At 59.6% G+C, this 16,757-nt stretch carries 13 protein-coding genes; 7 read left to right on the top strand and 6 right to left on the bottom strand.

Going from position 1 to position 16,757, the window contains the following annotated elements:
* Nucleotides 1-27 precede the first annotated feature (27 nt).
* The gene (locus tag AC3IP0_RS16270; protein WP_489316141.1) at nucleotides 28-669 is read left to right on the top strand and encodes a response regulator; all 642 of its coding nucleotides are present in this window, start codon (nucleotides 28-30) and stop codon (nucleotides 667-669) included.
* A 349-nt stretch (nucleotides 670-1,018) separates the two neighbouring features.
* Nucleotides 1,019-1,318 carry a hypothetical protein gene (locus AC3IP0_RS16265; RefSeq protein WP_489316140.1) on the top strand — a complete coding sequence of 100 codons (300 nt, stop codon included), beginning with the start codon at nucleotides 1,019-1,021 and terminating at the stop codon, nucleotides 1,316-1,318.
* A 281-nt stretch (nucleotides 1,319-1,599) separates the two neighbouring features.
* Here the strand turns inward: AC3IP0_RS16265 and AC3IP0_RS16260 are convergent, their stop codons facing one another.
* The 3 genes from AC3IP0_RS16260 to AC3IP0_RS16250 all read right to left on the bottom strand — a co-directional run bounded on the left by AC3IP0_RS16260 (nucleotide 1,600) and on the right by AC3IP0_RS16250 (nucleotide 4,529).
* On the bottom strand, nucleotides 1,600-2,253 hold the full coding sequence (locus AC3IP0_RS16260) for a hypothetical protein (protein WP_489316139.1): 654 nt from the start codon (nucleotides 2,251-2,253) through the stop codon (nucleotides 1,600-1,602).
* A gap of 278 nt (nucleotides 2,254-2,531) precedes the next feature.
* The gene (locus AC3IP0_RS16255) at nucleotides 2,532-2,810 is read right to left on the bottom strand and encodes a DUF2790 domain-containing protein (RefSeq protein ID WP_489316138.1); all 279 of its coding nucleotides are present in this window, start codon (nucleotides 2,808-2,810) and stop codon (nucleotides 2,532-2,534) included.
* Between the two features lie 414 nt (nucleotides 2,811-3,224).
* Complete coding sequence (locus AC3IP0_RS16250; RefSeq protein WP_489316137.1) at nucleotides 3,225-4,529, bottom strand: MFS transporter; 1,305 nt, start codon at nucleotides 4,527-4,529, stop codon at nucleotides 3,225-3,227.
* A gap of 161 nt (nucleotides 4,530-4,690) precedes the next feature.
* Here AC3IP0_RS16250 and AC3IP0_RS16245 point away from each other — a divergent pair, with 161 nt between their 5' ends.
* Entirely contained in the window at nucleotides 4,691-7,513 is a 2,823-nt protein-coding gene (locus tag AC3IP0_RS16245; protein WP_489325299.1) for an AMP-binding protein, read from the top strand.
* A 339-nt stretch (nucleotides 7,514-7,852) separates the two neighbouring features.
* Nucleotides 7,853-9,712 carry an ABC transporter ATP-binding protein gene (locus AC3IP0_RS16240; RefSeq protein ID WP_489325297.1) on the top strand — a complete coding sequence of 620 codons (1,860 nt, stop codon included), beginning with the start codon at nucleotides 7,853-7,855 and terminating at the stop codon, nucleotides 9,710-9,712.
* A gap of 401 nt (nucleotides 9,713-10,113) precedes the next feature.
* Here AC3IP0_RS16240 and AC3IP0_RS16235 read toward each other — a convergent pair whose 3' ends face one another.
* Together AC3IP0_RS16235 and AC3IP0_RS16230 are read right to left on the bottom strand one after the other, a co-directional pair.
* The gene (locus AC3IP0_RS16235; RefSeq protein WP_489325295.1) at nucleotides 10,114-10,548 is read right to left on the bottom strand and encodes a GFA family protein; all 435 of its coding nucleotides are present in this window, start codon (nucleotides 10,546-10,548) and stop codon (nucleotides 10,114-10,116) included.
* Between the two features lie 70 nt (nucleotides 10,549-10,618).
* Nucleotides 10,619-11,560 (bottom strand): carbon-nitrogen hydrolase family protein, encoded by a 942-nt coding sequence (locus tag AC3IP0_RS16230; RefSeq protein ID WP_489316133.1) that lies wholly within the window; start codon nucleotides 11,558-11,560, stop codon nucleotides 10,619-10,621.
* A 103-nt stretch (nucleotides 11,561-11,663) separates the two neighbouring features.
* Between AC3IP0_RS16230 and AC3IP0_RS16225 the strand changes: the two genes are divergently transcribed.
* On the top strand, nucleotides 11,664-12,359 hold the full coding sequence (locus tag AC3IP0_RS16225; RefSeq protein ID WP_489316132.1) for a winged helix-turn-helix transcriptional regulator: 696 nt from the start codon (nucleotides 11,664-11,666) through the stop codon (nucleotides 12,357-12,359).
* 288 nt (nucleotides 12,360-12,647) lie between these two features.
* On the opposite strand, the gene AC3IP0_RS16220 is transcribed toward AC3IP0_RS16225, so the two are convergent.
* Nucleotides 12,648-13,679, bottom strand: a complete 1,032-nt coding sequence (locus AC3IP0_RS16220) for an IS110 family RNA-guided transposase (protein WP_489325293.1) — start codon at nucleotides 13,677-13,679, stop codon at nucleotides 12,648-12,650.
* A 339-nt stretch (nucleotides 13,680-14,018) separates the two neighbouring features.
* On the opposite strand from AC3IP0_RS16220, the gene AC3IP0_RS16215 reads away from it, so the two are divergent.
* Nucleotides 14,019-14,993 carry a quinone oxidoreductase family protein gene (locus tag AC3IP0_RS16215; RefSeq protein ID WP_489319792.1) on the top strand — a complete coding sequence of 325 codons (975 nt, stop codon included), beginning with the start codon at nucleotides 14,019-14,021 and terminating at the stop codon, nucleotides 14,991-14,993.
* Entirely contained in the window at nucleotides 14,990-15,916 is a 927-nt protein-coding gene (locus tag AC3IP0_RS16210) for a LysR family transcriptional regulator (RefSeq protein ID WP_489316131.1), read from the top strand. The genes AC3IP0_RS16215 and AC3IP0_RS16210 overlap by 4 nt, the downstream gene beginning before the upstream one ends.
* Nucleotides 15,917-16,757 lie beyond the last annotated feature (841 nt).

Raw genomic sequence — 16,757 nt, 5'->3', positions numbered from 1 at the left:
CTGGCCACTGGTGAATGGAAAATACAGATGGTTGACCACAAAATCAGAGTCTTGCTGGTGGATGATCACAGCATCGTGCGTAGCGGCGTGCGACGCATGCTGGAGACTGCCGGCGAGATCGACGTTACGGGTGAAGCAGAGACGGCACAAGACGCAATGCTCTTGGTCCGGGAGCAGGATTTCGACGTGGCGCTGGTAGATATTCAGCTGCCCGACAAGACCGGCCTCCAACTTCTCAAGCTCATGCGTGCAGAGAAACCCAGGCTCGCCGTTCTGATGCTGAGCATGCATTCGGTCGAGGCCTATGCGTTACGCGCGATCAAGCTCGGCGCAGCGGGATACCTCACCAAGGATATTTCCGCAGCCACCCTGGTTACGGCAGTTCGCAAGGTGGCCTCAGGCGGCAAGCACGTCAGTCCTGAACTTGCAGAAAAGCTGGTCAACGCAATCGGCAGAGGCGACGGGGCACCCCACGAAGCGCTATCCGACCGGGAGCTTGAAGTACTAAAGCTCCTCGCTTCAGGCGAGAGGATTGTCCGCATCGCTCAGCTATTGCACTTGAGCCCGAGTACCGTCACGACGTACCGGGCACGTATCCTGGAAAAAACCGGGATGGACAGCAACGCGAAACTCGCCCGCTATGCACTCGAAAACGGCCTGTTGACTTAGAACACCCTGCCATCCGACGCAGCCGGGCCACTCAATCGTTCTCGGCATCTTCCACACTCTGCGGTAAACGCCCAGCATCGCCGGATCCAGCCTGTTTGTAGTGGAATCACTACAAGCGCTTGGCCGATATCGCCACAAGGAAGTCCTGCTAACGTCGATAGCGGGGTCCGCTCCAATCAAGCATATTTACCTCTCGGCAAATTTTCGTCCGCTCAATGGAATTGTCTTCGTCAACGTCTTGTACAGCCATTTTCACGAGTCAGAAAAGACTCCGGAATCGATATTCGCAAGTTGAGCAAGGAGTACACGCTGCATTCATGTTGAATCAATGTTCTAACTAGAGGACGTCATGATGATAGGTTATTGGTTATGTGCGTTGCTGTGGGGTGTGGTGCTGCTGGAGGAGATCCAACTCATGCCCCTTCAAGAATGGAAAGACGAGGGTCTGAAAAAGGTTCTGTTGTTGCGCCGGACCAGAACCCGGACCGGCTACTTTATTGCGTTGATCGCGGGGGCCTTGTGCCTTTATAGCGAAATCCTGGTGGCGCCGGTCGATCAGAACATTTTCAATCCGGAGCGGATACTTGCCCTATGTGGTGTTCTTTGGGGTGCTTATCTTTCCGTAGTCTGTATGAAGGGCAAGCGATAGACGCCGGTCATCCGGGGTTAGCGGACGAGTTCCAGGCGCGCGGCATTATTGATCGGGATGAGCGAAAGATCTGAGGCGACGGAGCATAATGCCCATGCTGTCGAGGCGGATTCAACACACTGGATTGGGTGTAGGCGGGATCTTGGTTAAACCGGCGCTGGCAGCAACCTTGGGCGCCGCCAGCGAGGCTTGAGGCTGCACATTTCTGTCAGCCGGGATTTTGTGAACTGCTAACAGCGGGATTTATTGGCTAAAGCTGAACTTCCTTGTTCAACCTGGCTTCACCATCCAGCCAAGGCGGCGTTTCCTGTTGTCCTGGTGCCTTGCTCCATACGCGCTTCGGTGTCTCTGTCTTTTGCCCAGGCAGTGAGCAGTACCATTGCCCCGAAACCGCCGACGATGAGTACCGGATAGGCTGCCAGCAACTCCACCAGCGAGTACTTCCAGGCCAGCGGGCGACCAACACCCAGCATGGCGGCATAGAACCACGACACGCCGGAGAGGGCGCCGGAGAACAGCGCCAGCATGCGCAGGCTGAAGGAAAGTTTGAGTAACGAACCGGCTTTTTTCAGCGCCGGCAATACGGCGCTATGCAACAGGTAGCCGTTAAAGGTCAGCAGCACAACGATGCCGATCTTGGCTTGCAATTTTGGATTGAGGAAATATTCCATCCCCTTGCCGGCATAATCGATCCCGACGATGCCAATGCCCGTAATCCAAAGCGCTATAAGTGCAAGTACTACGGTTTTTTGAAGGCTTTCCATGTGCGCGTCATCTTGGTGACCTGACGCATCCCCCTTCAGGAGTTGCTTGACCATTGCAATGTCACTGGTCAAAACCAGCCCGATTGCAACGCAGCAGGCGATAAGATGAAAATATACAACGCCCAAACGCACATATTCCACGGTGGACGAAGAAAACATACTAAGTTCCATGGTGACCTCTTGGCTTCAATAGTGAATCAACTTGGCTCTCGGCACGGCTTGATTGGAATTTGCCGTTGCTGACTGCCATTTAGATCCAGCCATTGTTATCAATTAATCTTGCGACATTACGCCGTCAAGATAATAGTGAGTTTCGCGAATGAACTTTTAGTCATTCGAATATGTCCATTTTCAGGTAACAATAAACATCATCCGCACTGAGTGCATATGAGGTTTAACTTCCGCTTCTGGGGAGGGCGGTGAGGCCCTGAACCCGATCGACTGGTTGATCAGGCAATGCTGGTGGGATCGGCGGGGCTTCCACCCCATTCGAGGAAACGGATCTTGTGAACCTCGCCCTCGCTGTCTTCGTAGACCAGGGTCACCGGTACCACACCGGTCTTGTCGGATGTATCGGTGCGCTGCAGTACCCGTTTCACATCGATGTCCATCCCGTAGTGGTATTCGACGGCTGAGACATGCGCGCCGGGTTCTTGCAGGCTGTTCTGGTCGAACATACTGGGTGCGAGACTGGAAATCACGGCACTGACAATTGTGGTCATGCTCATAAGGCTGTACCTCTACTGACGTTTGCTTGACAAGGACCTAATGTGACACGTCGAGAAAGTGAAGTTCACTTGACCGCGACGAACGCGCCCGATTGAAAAGCCTGTAGTGGCTGCAAACTCCCGGCAATTCCCCGCGCTTGACGCCTCTCGACCATTCGTCCTTTAAACCCCGTATTTGTTGGTCAAAGTCCGTTTTTGAAGGAGGTCATGACATGTCATGACGGATTTTCACGCAAGGTGAATCAGTGCTTTCAATTCAGCCGGCTGAGTCCGAGCGACCGCGAACGCCTGCTATCGAGCCAGGGGTTTTGTCAGGGACCTGCCTGGTGCGCGGTTGAGTTTCCGAGTGCCCACTTCTGACCGACTCTCGCACTCCACGACTGACCGGAACCGCCCCAATATAGATAGTCCCTCTCACTTTTCGAGGCTCTCGGTACAGCTGACAGCTGCCTGCCGCCCGCGCTCGAGGTTGACGCCGGCCAGGATCAGCAGGCCGACCACGAAATAGCTGCCGGTGATCAGCATCGCCAGGCGGTGATCGCCGCCGGACAGCCAACTGGTCAGGCCGTAAGTCATGGGGCCGAGGATTGCCGACAGTTTGACCGCCAGCCCCCAGAGGCCGAAGAACTCCGCCAGACGCGTCGGCGGCGCCAGCAGACCGACTATCGCGCGGCCGGCCGATTGGCTTGAGCCCATGCACAGGCCGGCGAGGTTGGCCGCCAGCCAGAACAGCCCGGGGCCACTGGCGAACCAGACCAGACCGACCATGCCGAGCCAGCCCAGCAGGGTCAGCGCCAGCGTGGCGCGATGGCCGAGGCGGTCTTGCAGCCCACCGAACAGCACGGCACCGATGGCGGCCGTGATGTTCACCACGAAAATCAGCAGCAGCGTGTCCTGGGTACTGAAGCCCATGACCTGATTGGCATAGATGGCCGCCAGGGTGATTACCGCCGAGATCCCGGCCTGGTAGCAGACGGTGCAGGCAAGGAAGCGCAGCAGGTCGCGATAGTGGTCGGCTTCGCGCAGCGTCTGCGCGAAGCGCGCCAGCGCCGCTTGTGCAATAGGCATATCGCCGCGCCCTGGCTGCGGCTGGCTGCGTTCGCGCAAGAACAGGAAGGTTGGCACGCTGGCTACGGCGAACAGAGCCGCGGTGATCAGCATGCACACCGGCACGAACTGCGCCGCAGTCTGGCCCTGCGCCTGGGCCCAGCTGACAAAGGCCAGGCAGGCGCCCAGGCTGACCAGACCGCCGAGATAGCCGAACCCCCAGCCCCAACCGGACACCTTGCCCAAGGCCTCCGCACGGGCGAGTTGGGGCAAGAAGGCGGCGATCAGGTTCTCGCCGCTGCCGAAGCAGAAGTTGGACAGCACGATGAACAGGATCGCGACACCGAGCTCCCCCGGCCCGGCCAGCGCGAGTCCAGCAGTGAAGGCGACGCAACCGAGCGTGCTGAACAGCAGCAGGCGCTTCTTGCAGGCGAAGGCGTCGGCATAGGCGCCGATCAGCGGCGCGGTCAGGATGATCAGGACATAGGAGAGAGCGGTGGCGCTGGTCCAGGCCAGCGTAGCCCAGGCTTCGCCCTTGGCGACCACCGCGACGAAGTAGGCATTGAACACGGCGGTGATCACCACTGTCGTGTAGCCGGAGTTGGCGAAATCGAACATCGCCCAGGCCCAGATTTCTCGGCGTGTCACTCCGGGGGCAAGGCTGGCTGGCATGGCGATCTCTCTGTAGGCGCTGCGTCCTTAAGAGCCTAGCCCTGGCTCAGCCACCCCGCGAGCGCAGCAATCGATGATGGCATTCCCAGTCGCCGCCATAGGCGCATAATGGCAATTGGCAAGGATCTACACACAGAGTGTCCTGTCATGAGGGGCCGCCGATGTCTCGTCCGCCTCCAGAAACGCGCGCCGTTCCCCATTCCGATGGGGACGCGGAGAAATTGCTCGAAATTGTCCAGCGCACCGTGGTCGAGTTGCGCCCGCAGGCGGCAGAAGGTTTGCAAGTCACCTTGCAAAGCGTGCTGGACCGGGACCTGGGCGTAGACAGCCTGGCTCGGGTCGAGCTCTGGTCACGCATCGAGCATGAGTTCGCTGTGCGCTTGCCGGAAAACCTGTTCGCCTCGGCGGACACTCCCGCCGATGTACTGCGCGTATTGCGCAGCAGACCTGGTGCCGAGGCGGCTCGCCCGTTGCCCTTCAGCGAGGCCCCGGTAGCATCGGGGCAGACGCCGGACACCGCGCGAACCTTGATCGAAGTGCTGGAATGGCATGTGCGCCATCAGCCGCAGTATCCCCACGTGCGCCTGCTGGATGAAAGTGACCAGCCGGAAGATATCAGCTACGGCGCCTTGCACCAGGGCGCTTTGGCAGTTGCCGCAGGGCTGCAACGCAGTGGCTTGCAGGCCGGGCAGGCCGTGGCCCTGATGCTGCCCACAGGGCGCGACTTTCTCCATGGGTTTTTCGGCATCCTGTTGGCCGGTGGTGTGCCGGTGCCCATCTACCCACCGCTACGCCTGTCGCAGATAGAGGATCATCTGCGCCGCCAGGCCGGCATCCTGCGCAACGCCGAGGCCAAAGTGCTGATTACCGTGACGCAAGCGAAGCTGCTCGCCCGGCTGCTCCGGCCACAGGTCCCGAGTCTGACTCGCATCGCCAGTGTGGCCGAGCTGACAGGCGAGGGGGGCGAGTGCGTCACACCGCCGCGGCAACCGGATGACATCGCCTTCCTGCAGTACACCTCGGGCAGTACTGGCCAGCCCAAGGGTGTAATGGTCAGCCACGCCAACCTGCTGGCCAATCTGCGCGCCATGGGCACGGCGCTGAAGGTGGGGCCGCAGGACGTGTTCGTCAGTTGGTTGCCCATGTACCACGACATGGGCCTGATCGGTGCCTGGCTGGGCAGCCTGTATTACGGCTACAGCCTGGTGCTGATGTCGCCGCTGGCTTTCCTTGCGCGGCCGGCGCGTTGGCTATGGACCATCGATCGCTTGCGCGGCACGTTGTCGGCGGCGCCCAACTTCGCCTACGAACTGTGCCTGAGCAAACTCGCTGACGCCGACCTCGAGGGCCTGGACCTGAGCAGTTGGCGGGTGGCCTTCAATGGCGCCGAGCCGGTCAGCCCGGATACTTTGCAACGCTTCACCGAACGTTTCGTTCGCTATGGCCTGGCGCCCACCGCGCTGGCGCCGGTCTATGGATTGGCCGAGGCCACGTTGGGCGTGGCGTTTCCTCCCTTGAACCGAGGGCCGCTGATCGACAGGGTGCAGCGCGAGGCGTTCCAGGCCAGCGGCAATGCACTGCCCGCCGAAGCCGGCGCAACGCTGCGCTTCGTCTCCAGCGGCCGGCCGCTGCCGGGCCATCAGATTCGCATCGTCGATGGCAACGGGGTCGAAGTCCCCGAACGCAGCGAAGGTCACCTGCAATTCAGCGGGCCGTCCACCACCGGTGGCTACTACCGTAACCCCGAAGAGACCCGCCGGGTGCTATGCGATGGCTGGTTCGACTCGCTCGACTTCGCCTACATGGCCGGCGGTGAGGTCTACCTGACCGGCCGCGCCAAGGACCTGATCATCCGTGCCGGGCGCAACATCTATCCCTATGATGTCGAAGCGGCGGTCGGCAATTTGCCCGGCCTGCGCAAAGGCTGCATTGCGGTGTTCGGCAGTCCTGACCCGGCCACCGGCACCGAGCGCCTGGTGGTGTTGGCGGAAAGCTACGAGAAGGAAGCTGCCGCGCGCCAACGCCTGCAGCAGGAGATCAACCGCATCGTGGTCGACCTCACCGGTGTGCCGCCCGACGATATCGTTCTGGCGCCACCGCATAGCGTACTGAAGACCTCCAGCGGCAAGATTCGCCGTGCCGCCAGCCGCGAACTGTATGAGCGTGGCGAAGTGGGTCGGCCGCACCTCGCTGTGTGGCGCCAGTTACTGCGCCTGGTGCTGCAGGCCGTACGCGGGCATTTCGGTCGCAGCTGGCGGACCTGCCGCGCCGCGCTGTATGCCGCTTACATCTGGCTGTTGTTCTGGCTGGTCACACCGCTGACCTGGCTGGGCGTCGCGCTCCTGCCGCGCCAGCGTTGGTGTCGCAGCTTTACCCGCGCGGCCGCACGGCTGTTCGTGCGCCTGGCTGGAGTGCCGTTCAGCGTCACGGGGCTGGAGCGCCTGCCTGAGTCAAGGGTGAGCGTGCTGGCCGTAAACCATGCCAGCTACCTCGACGGCATCATTCTCTGCGCAGCCCTGCCGCCGCAGTTCAGCTTCGTTGCCAAGCGCGAACTGGCTGAGCAGTGGATTGCCGGCCTGTTCCTGCGCAAGCTCGGCGCTCGCTTTGTCGAACGCTTCGACCTGCAGCGCAGCGCCGCAGACACCGAGCCCCTGGCCGAGGCGCTACAGGCTGGCCAGCCGCTGGTGTTCTTCCCCGAGGGGACCTTTACCCGCGAGCCAGGCTTGCGCAACTTCCACATGGGCGCCTTCGTGCTCGCCGCGCGTGTCGGCGTGCCGCTGCTGCCGGTCGCAATCCGCGGTACGCGCAGGGTACTGCGCGACGGTCAGTGGTTCCCGCGCCACGGTGCAATCCACGTCAATGTCTGCCCCCCACTGTTGGCGCAGGGGCCGGGCTGGATAGAGGCAATCAAGCTGCGGGATGCAACGATAGCGGTGCTGCTGGAGCACCTGGACGAATCTGAACGGGCCCAGCTCGCAGGTTAGGCGATTACTTCGCTGCTGTCGGCTTTCCAGAGCTGTTTAAAGAGTGGGCAAGCGTCAAAAGCTAAACTGGATTCTTATCCTTCATCGAACAAGTCTGATATCGACATCTGCTGTGAGTGACCGCTTCTAGCTGTGGATTCAACCGGTCTTGGCCAGCCCCCTTCGATACCGGCCGATTTATCCCTGCCGACCGGGTCTCTGGCAACGTATGAGAGCCCGCACCCGGCAACCCAATCCTCAGAGCGACCTGCCAACAGCGCCATACCTCAACTTCGCAAAACCCTCAAAGCAACCGTTCAATGGCAGAATCTCCTCAATTTGATCGTTTTGGAGAACACCATGCTTCGTGCGTTTGAACGAAGACTCGACCCCTTTCCTCCTGACGAGGTACCACCGCCACCCAACGGCCTGGCTCGTTTCCTGTGGGCCTGTACGCGGGGCGCCCGCGGTTACATCCTTGCGCTTACGTTGCTCAGTGCCGCTGTGTCGATTTACGAAGCCTGGCTGTTTTCCTTCCTCGGGCAGGTCGTGGACCTGCTCTCGACCTGGCAGACAGGCGGTGAAGCGGCTGCGCAGGAAAGTCGCGTGTTGTGGGGCATGGGCACCGTAATGGTGACCAGTGTCGGACTGGTGGCGTTGCGCACCATGGTGCAGCACCAGATATTGGCGATTAACTTGCCGTTGCGGCTGCGCTGGGACTTCCATCGCCTGATGCTGCGACAAAGCCTTTCGTTTTTTTCCGATGAGTTTTCCGGCCGGGTCACTACCAAGGTGATGCAGACTGCGCTAGCCGTGCGCGACGTGCTATTCACCCTTATCGAGATCGCACCCGGGATCGGGGTGTACTTCATCGCGATCATCGCACTGGCCGGCGGTTTCGCACTGAAACTGATGCTGCCTTTCGTTGCCTGGGTCGTGTTGTTCGGGCTGGCCATGCTGTACTTCGTGCCCCGCCTGGGGAGAGTCGGGCAGGAACAGGCCAATGCGCGGTCGATGATGACCGGGCGCATCTCAGACGCCTACACCAACATCACTACGGTGAAGCTGTTCTCCCACTCCAATCGTGAAGCGCACTTCGCGCGTGCAGCGATGGAGGATTTCAAGCAAACCGGCTTTCGCCAGATGCGCCTGGTCAGCCAGTTCGAGATCGTCAACCAGGCATTGGTGGTGGCGTTGATCATGGCAGCAGGTGGTTATGCGCTGTGGCTATGGCACCAGGGTGAGGTCGGCGCAGGTGCCGTGGCGGCAATCACCGCCATGGCGTTGCGTATCAATGGCATGTCGCACTGGATCATGTGGCAAATGACCTCGCTGTTCGAGAGCATCGGCACCGTACAGGATGGCATGGCGACGCTGACCCTGGGCACCAAGGTGCAGGACGCGCCGGGTGCCGGCGTGCTTGTGACCTCCGGCGGCGCGGTAACCTTCGATAAGGTGAGCTTCAACTACAATGGCGAACGCCAGGTGCTCGATGGCCTGAGCCTGAGCATCCGCCCGGGCGAAAAAATCGGCCTGGTTGGCCGCTCTGGCGCCGGCAAATCCACGCTTATCAACTTGCTGCTGCGCTTCTATGACGTCGACAGCGGGGAGATTCGCATCGACGGCCAAAACATCGCACAAGTGACGCAAGACAGCCTGCGCGGCTCCATCGGCATGGTCACGCAGGATACCTCCCTGCTGCACCGTTCCATTCGCGACAACATCGCCTACGGCCGTCCCGATGCGACCGACGCGCAAATCCGCAGCGCCGCGGCCAATGCCCAGGCCGATGAGTTCATCAGCCAACTGAGCGACCGGCAAGGCCATACCGGCTACGACACCCTTGTGGGTGAGCGGGGCATCAAGCTGTCGGGCGGCCAGCGCCAACGCGTCGCGATTGCCCGGGTGATGCTCAAGAACGCCCCGATCCTGCTTCTTGACGAGGCCACCAGTGCGCTGGACTCGGAAGTCGAAGTGGCCATTCAGGAAAGCCTCGATGAAATGATGCAGGGCAAGACTGTGATCGCCATCGCCCATCGGCTGTCCACGATTGCGGCCATGGACCGGCTCATCGTCATGGATGACGGACGCATCATCGAACAGGGCACCCACACCGAATTGCTCGGGAAGAACGGCGTCTATGCGCGGCTGTGGCAGCATCAAAGCGGAGGGTTCCTGGGGGAGGATAAGGGAGTGGTCGAGGTTATGGATCAGGCGTGAGCGTGAAGGGTGCGCAGCAGAGGGGCTTTGAGCGGTGCAGTGGGGCGAGAGGGGAGGGTCACGACCGTCGCCACTCGTCAAGGGCTGCTCTGACCACTCTTCGAGTGTTGTAGATGACACCGGAGCCGGGTGCACGAAAATACCAGCGTAAATCAAAGGCATGTTTCTGGTTGGAGCGTACTACGCATCTAGAAAAACGGGTTTGATTCACTGAGTGTTTCCTGAAGTCCGTGACGGTTCTTTGGTCGACTCTATTGCACGATCAGTTTCAGATGTTGAGGCCGCTGGGTCGCTTGCGATGCTGCTTCATTTGTTCGAAGCCTTTCTGTATGACAGTGCCGAACAGGTGGCAACTGGCGTAATCAAGCAAGGTCGGATCGCCGCACGCTACCGTGCTGGCGCTATTCGTCCACGCTGACGCCCGATCCCCCTAATTCGCTGGGGACATCCTTCAGCTTGGGCAACCCGTCTTTGATGCGCAACCTGGTCTCCTGATAGTGGACGTGAACGCCTGGCGAATAAGCAAGATCCGGGATGACAGCGGCATACACGTCGATGAGCCCCATCCCTGGGTGTTCGGTGAAGATGTGCCCGCCGCAACTCTTGCACCATTTGCGATAACTTTGCGGTGTCTTGTTGTAGGTGCCAATGTTGTCCGCCCCCCGAGTTACTTGCACCGCCTCGGGTTTCCACAGCGTGAAGGCATTGACCGGTGCTGCTGACCAATGTCGACACGACTCGCAATGGCAATAGCCCATTGCGGCCGGCTCACCGCTGACGGTGAACTCGACTGCGCCGCAAAAACAACTGCCTTTGTAAGACCTTTGAATGCTCATGGAATGACTCCTTCATCAGTTGTTACGCATACCGTCGAAGTTGGGATGGATCGCCTGAGCGTTGGTAACTTCACCCGTCGATGTAGCGCACCGCTGTCGCCGGCGTGCGTCGCACCTGCAGTTCGAAAATATCAGGGCGCGCATAGTGCCCGGTGACGTCGAGCGTCCGCCGCGCTGGCGCCACGAGTGAGACGTCGATATCCGCATACACAATGCCTGCCTCTCGGTGCAGTGGACCGGCTGTGATCCGGCCTTGAGGGTTGACCACCACCGAGTCGCCGTCGTTGATCCACTCTTGCGGATCGGGAAACAGTTGCAGGCGAGCCGGAAAGTCATCGGGGATGTCGCTGCCGCGCAGCAAGGTGCCGCTGCCAAGCACCCAACAGCGGCCTTCGAGTGCAATGTGGCGCATCGTGCTGATCCAGCCATCGCCACTGTCATACGTGGGTGCGATGTAGATCTCCACCCCTTGGGCATACAGTGAATAGCGTGCCAGCGGCATGTAGCTTTCCCAGCAGATGAGCGTACCAATGCGGCCGACGGGTGTGTCGACCGTACGTAACCCTGACGCATCACCGAAACCATGGACCATGCGCTCGGGGTTCGTTGGCATCAGCTTGCGGTGTCGGTTGAGCACTGCGCCGTTCGCGCCGATAACGACTACGCTGTTGTAGAGCGTGCCGCCGCCATGGAGCCGGTCGCATTCATTGATACCGCACACGATCGTCACGGCATGAACTCTGGAGGCCTCGCACAACTCGCTCAGGTCACCGTTCGCGATATCAACGGCGTTGGCCAGCAGCCGCGCATGCAACTGGCCCATTACAGCCCCGTCCCTTCCCGCCGCCAGCCGCCAGATCCATGACGGGTAACCTGGAATGAACTGTTCGGGCAAAACGATCAACGAGGCTCCCGCCGCCGCAGCCTCAGCGACCGATTGCACGGCTCGGGCGATCGTCGCGCTGCGATCGAGCAGCACTGGCGGTCGCTGAATGATGGCTATCTTGGTCATGGCGTTCTCCTGAGACGGTGGCTTTCGCAGGTTTGAGCGTGCACGTGGCGAAGTCGCGAGGCTAGTTCAGAATCTGAAGCGTTGTAGTTGCGGAGTACAGGCGATGGATGAAAGCTACGGTCAGTTCTGCACGGTCGCGCGCGGTGCTGAAGCACTGTGCGAGCGCTGGACGCCTTTGGTCGTGCGCGAGCTGCTATGCGGCAGTAAGCGCTTCAATGAACTGCACCGTGGCGTACCACGGATGTCCACCAGCTTGCTGGCACAGCGGCTGCGCCACCTGGAAGATATCGGTGTCGTACATCGCACAGCCGCAGGCAAGGTCTGGGAGTACAGCCTGACCGAAGCAGGCGAGGATTTGCGCCCCATCATAATGGCTCTAGGCCATTGGGGCGCGCGTTGGATAGGCAGTCGCCTTCGCGATAACGAACTCGACGCGGGCCTGCTCATGTGGGACGTGCGCCGGTTCGCGCGCATCGAGATGTTCCCGTCCCGGTCGGTGGTCATCCACTTCAAGTTCCGCGACGCGCGATCCGGCGAGCAAGAGTGGTGGCTTGTGGTCGAACATGGTGTGGCAGATCTGTGCCGCGACGACCCCGGACGCGAACTCACGCTCGTCGTGGACTCTAGCGTGCGCGCGTTGACCGAGGTGTGGGCCGGCGACCGCACACCAAGGGAGGTTCTTCAGTCGCGAGAGCTGCGTGTAGACGGCGCTGTGCAGGATGCGGAAAACTTGTGGCGCTGGCTTGGCACGAGTGCGTTTGCCGGTACCCGGAGCGCTGCAATCCAGCCTTTGCAATAGCCATCGAGAAAAGTAAGCGTTCGACCGTCCGTATATGGACTCCTCCTCATTGCAAGCCTCCTTTGCTTTGGCGCCCGTGCCGACTGCACACGTATATTCGGCCTCTTACTGCGGCATCGTTTCGATGCAGGGCCATGATGGGCTATTCGCGCGTCGGCTCCCGATCGCTTTTACGTGCTTTATGCACCTGGACGTTAAAGGGTTTTGCCGACGCCGGTTCGACCGGTTTGCCATTGCTCGGGTTGCTTCGCAATCGTGGTGTATGGGGCTTCTTCCGGGATGAATGGGTCAGGCCTCTGCCCGATCCGGTTGGTAATCAGTACCGTTGCGCAGCATCGCCCAAGCCATGCGTGCAGTTTTGTTCGCCAAAGCGATAGCGGCGACATTGGGATGTGAGCGCTCGGCTAAACGGACAGCCCACTGGCTGAGCCGGTCATCTTTAAATTTGGCCGTGCGTAATGCCGATCGTGCACCATGGATCATCAGCGTTCGCAGATAAGCATCGCCACGTTTGCTGATGCCCAGCAGTCGATCCTTGCCGCCGGAGCTGTGTTGCCTCGGCGTCAGCCCTAACGAGGCGGCCAACTGCCGGCCATTGGCAAACTGTCGGGCATCACCAATGGCAGCAACGAGTGCGGTGGCTATCATCGGGCCGACCCCGCGCAGCTGCTGCAAACGAACGGCCGTTGGTTCACTTGCCGCGATTGCCGATATCTCGCTGTCGAGTTCGCCCACGCGTTCATCCAGTGTGCGAAGGTCGCCCCACAAGCCATCCAGCAGACGACGAAAACGTACCGTCAAACCGTTATCCGCCTCTTCCAACCAGCACGGTATGGCGCGACGCAGCATCAGCAACTCCTTCGGAGCAACGAGGCCGTACTCGGCGATCAGCCCACGAATCTGATTGGCTTTGGCCGTCCGCTGTTCGATTAAGCCGGCCCGGATGCGATGCGTCGCCTGGATATCCTGTTGTTCGATGGTCTTGACGGCGACGAAGCGCATGCTGGGGCGGCTCATCGCTTCGCAGATTGCCTCGGCATCGTTGGCGTCGTTCTTGTTGCTCTTGACGTACGGTTTGACGAACTGCGGCGCAATCAGCCTCACCCGAAATCCACGTGCTTGTAGTTGCCGCGCCCAATGGTGCGCACCGCTACAACTTTCCATGCCGATCTCACAGCCGGGTTCGATCTTCTCCAGCACCGTTTGCAGCCAGCGTTCGCGAGACAGACGCTGCCGCCAGACTGGCTGCTCATGACGATCCACGCCGTGGATCTGAAACACGTTCTTGGCCAAGTCGACCCCAATGCGCATAAGCTTCATGTGTGGACTCCTTCTCACGGTTGACTGCGGTTCGCACCTTCAGTCTGGCACTCAAGATGCCGAAGTGAGGAGGAGTCCATCCCATTGCTTTTGGCCGATTATTGCCTGACGCAAAAGGCAGCCACCAACCCATGGCAGACTCACGGAGACAACCCTTGGTTTCTCCAAAATCACAATGAGCCCGGCATGCTCCACAGAGTATCGCGTGCTATCCGCGATTACATTGCTGCAACCAGTGCATTAATGTCCTGCAATCAACTCGTCTTGTTCATCAGAAGATCAGTTCTCACACTGAGGCCACTTATTTGATAGCGGCTTCTGACTGAAGGAGAAATGACCATGGTATCTGCGATCCGGTTCAACCAGCTCGGCAACCCTGAAGTACTGAACCTGGAGACACTGAGCGAACAAGCGCCAGGCCAGGGAGAGGTCTGGCTTGAGCAAGAGGCGGTAGGTGTCAACTTTCTCGACGTTACCCAGCGCAAGGGAGCGGTGCCCATTGCGTTGCCATCTGGACTTGGGCTGGAAGGCGCGGGGCGTGTCACAGCTGTGGGTGCGGGTGTCAGCAACGTGCGAGCAGGGGATCGCGTGGCCTATGCCACCGGCCCTATCGGTTCCTATGCTTCGGCCCGGCTTTATCCGGCAGAGCGGCTGGTCAAAATTCCGGATTCGCTGTCATTTGACGATGCAGCAGCCGTCATGTTCAAGGGCATCACTGCGCAGTACCTGTTGAAAGCCACCTATCCTGTGGGGCCCGGTACAACCATGCTCCTCTACGGTGTGGCTGGAGGGTTGGGGGAAATCATGGTGCCTTGGGCCAGACACTTGGGTGCCACCGTGATCGGCGTGGTTTCAAAGCAGGCCAGTGTCGAGAAAGCTCAGGCGTCGGGATGCGATGAAGTCCTGGTGTTCGATGCTGACAGCCTGGCTTGCGAGGTGGCTCGTATCACCCAGGGTAAAAAGGTCGACGTTGTCTATGACCCAATAGGGCGTGTTTCTTTCCAGGCATCCCTGGATAGCTTGCGACCAAGAGGGCTGATGGTATCGTTTGGCGCTTCATCAGGTGCGCCGTCAGCCGTGGAGCTGTCGACACTCAATGCCAAAGGCTCGCTGTTCCTGACACGTCCTTCGTTGGCAGCCCATACGGCGAGTGCCTCCGAGTACCAGGAACGAGCGCAGGATGTGTTGGCCGCCATCGGTGCGGGTATTATCAAGCCTCGGGTCCGGGCAAGCTATTCACTGGCGGACGCAGCATTGGCGCATGCCGATCTGGAGTCGGGGCGTTCATCGGGGGCGATCATTTTAAAACCATGAATCTTGATGTTCTGAACAATCAGTACAGTGACGAAATCGCTGCGTTTCTGGCCGTTGCCTCGCAAGGCTCATTTGTCGGGGCTGGCCGGCTATTGCAGCGACATCCTACCGTCGTCTCAAAACGTCTCGCCGCAATGGAAAAGCGCCTTGGCGTTCGGCTCGTGGAGCGCTCCACCCGGCAGGTTCGAATTACTGAAACAGGTGCCAGGCTGGAGCAGCGCCTTCGCTCAGCCATCGAATTGATGAATGAAGCGCAGCAGCAGGCGTCCGAGGGTGCCAGCGAAATCCGCGGTACTTTGCGCCTTGCATTGCCGGCAGCCATGGGCAGGCGTTGGCTTGGCCCGATGCTGCCGGAGTTTCTCGAGGCTCATCCGCATGTCTCGATCCTTGCAGACTACAGCGAGCGTCTGGTCGATATCATCGATGAAGGTTTTGATGCGGCGATCCGAATCGGAGAGTTGGAAGACAGCCGGTTGATCGCCAGGAAACTGAGTGACCATCGCCGGATACTGTGTGCCTCGCCTGCTTACATCAGACAGCACGGCATGCCCGAAACGCCACAGGACCTGATCAGGCACAATTGCCTTCGCTTCAGCGGCCTTGCGTCTTTTCCTCAGTGGAGACTCCATCGCGGCAATGAGCTGCAGACGGTTTCTCCCAAAGGAAACCTGACGGCCAATGACAGCGAATCATTACTTGCAGCGGCCCGCGCCGATGCGGGAATACTGGGGGCAGGTGACTGGTTGATGAGTCGTGATATTGCTGCCGGGAGGCTGTTGCATGTCCTTCCTGACTGGCAATTGGATACCGCCGGTGGGGTCTACCTGGTCAGGCCATCGGCCAGGTTTCCGGGCGCGGTGGTCGTCGCGTTCAAACAATGGATCGAGTCAAAGTTTATCCCCGCGCCCCCATGGGCCATTTGACCGGCTGACCTTCGGTTCCCACCTGACCGACACATGGCTGCCGGTGATGTGTTTATAAAATCAGGAGGTGACTCACCTTTTCCATTGCATCAAAGCCAATACAGGATAGCAACGGACCACAACCAGCCGATGCAGAGGGTGGTAGCAAGGTAGATCGCCACAATCATCAGAGGCTGATTCCACATGACACACCTCCCATAACCGCTTTCTTTACAGGGTGCCTGGTAAAACGGGCGCTCGTATGAGCAATACCGCAATCATCAAGCCATTTGAGTGAAAGACGCATTTGTCAGAACACTCCAAGGGTGAACTCCATCGCCAGTACAGCGGACAACGCCAACGTCATCACCAACGCGATAAACATCAGCCCCAACTCAGCGAGCTGCTTATAAAGGGGCATCGGCCGTTTCGTGATTCGAGCAATTGATCTATTAGTGGAAGACATCACCTATCCTCACTTTTGCGTGGAACACGCGCCACAGGCTTGACCTGGGCAACAAGGCGATGGAACTGCATGGTGGTGTCGCGCGTTTCATTTTTCACCCCTCGCGTCATGCCGGATCTGGCGAGCCCCGCCGTCTCCATGATGTCCGGGACGACAGCTGTTGCGGGTATCAGGGGTGGTGCAACTAATGAGCCATTTCAATAGTGCGAAGAAAAAACTCAAATGAATTAACAAGCTGGTTCCAAGGGTTTCAAGCGAGAGGAAGGGGGAGGGGGGAATATTCCTCAAATTTGGTGGAAAACACCTGGTTGGGTGGGTGTAATACCCCATTTATGGCGAGAGTAGCGGCCCTGTTTCACCAATCGCTTTTGGCAGGGGCAACTTGCCCCTGAGGCG

The organism is Pseudomonas sp. GL_103 (assembly GCF_057835175.1).
The sequence above is the reverse complement of the archived record's forward strand: the minus strand, read 5'-3'. Positions and strand labels throughout refer to the sequence as shown.

Bases quoted from the DNA above. Each gene is read 5' to 3' on its own strand.
- AC3IP0_RS16240 (WP_489325297.1), top strand. From the start codon at position 7,853: ATGCTTCGTGCGTTTGAACGAAGACTCGACCCCTTTCCTCCTGACGAG.
- AC3IP0_RS16255 (WP_489316138.1), bottom strand. From the start codon at position 2,810: ATGAGCATGACCACAATTGTCAGTGCCGTGATTTCCAGTCTCGCACCC.
- AC3IP0_RS16220 (WP_489325293.1), bottom strand. From the start codon at position 13,679: ATGAAGCTTATGCGCATTGGGGTCGACTTGGCCAAGAACGTGTTTCAG.
- AC3IP0_RS16270 (WP_489316141.1), top strand. From the start codon at position 28: ATGGTTGACCACAAAATCAGAGTCTTGCTGGTGGATGATCACAGCATC.
- AC3IP0_RS16225 (WP_489316132.1), top strand. From the start codon at position 11,664: ATGGATGAAAGCTACGGTCAGTTCTGCACGGTCGCGCGCGGTGCTGAA.
- AC3IP0_RS16245 (WP_489325299.1), top strand. From the start codon at position 4,691: ATGTCTCGTCCGCCTCCAGAAACGCGCGCCGTTCCCCATTCCGATGGG.
- AC3IP0_RS16210 (WP_489316131.1), top strand. From the start codon at position 14,990: ATGAATCTTGATGTTCTGAACAATCAGTACAGTGACGAAATCGCTGCG.
- AC3IP0_RS16260 (WP_489316139.1), bottom strand. From the start codon at position 2,253: ATGGAACTTAGTATGTTTTCTTCGTCCACCGTGGAATATGTGCGTTTG.
- AC3IP0_RS16215 (WP_489319792.1), top strand. From the start codon at position 14,019: ATGGTATCTGCGATCCGGTTCAACCAGCTCGGCAACCCTGAAGTACTG.
- AC3IP0_RS16230 (WP_489316133.1), bottom strand. From the start codon at position 11,560: ATGACCAAGATAGCCATCATTCAGCGACCGCCAGTGCTGCTCGATCGC.
- AC3IP0_RS16265 (WP_489316140.1), top strand. From the start codon at position 1,019: ATGATGATAGGTTATTGGTTATGTGCGTTGCTGTGGGGTGTGGTGCTG.
- AC3IP0_RS16235 (WP_489325295.1), bottom strand. From the start codon at position 10,548: ATGAGCATTCAAAGGTCTTACAAAGGCAGTTGTTTTTGCGGCGCAGTC.
- AC3IP0_RS16250 (WP_489316137.1), bottom strand. From the start codon at position 4,529: ATGCCAGCCAGCCTTGCCCCCGGAGTGACACGCCGAGAAATCTGGGCC.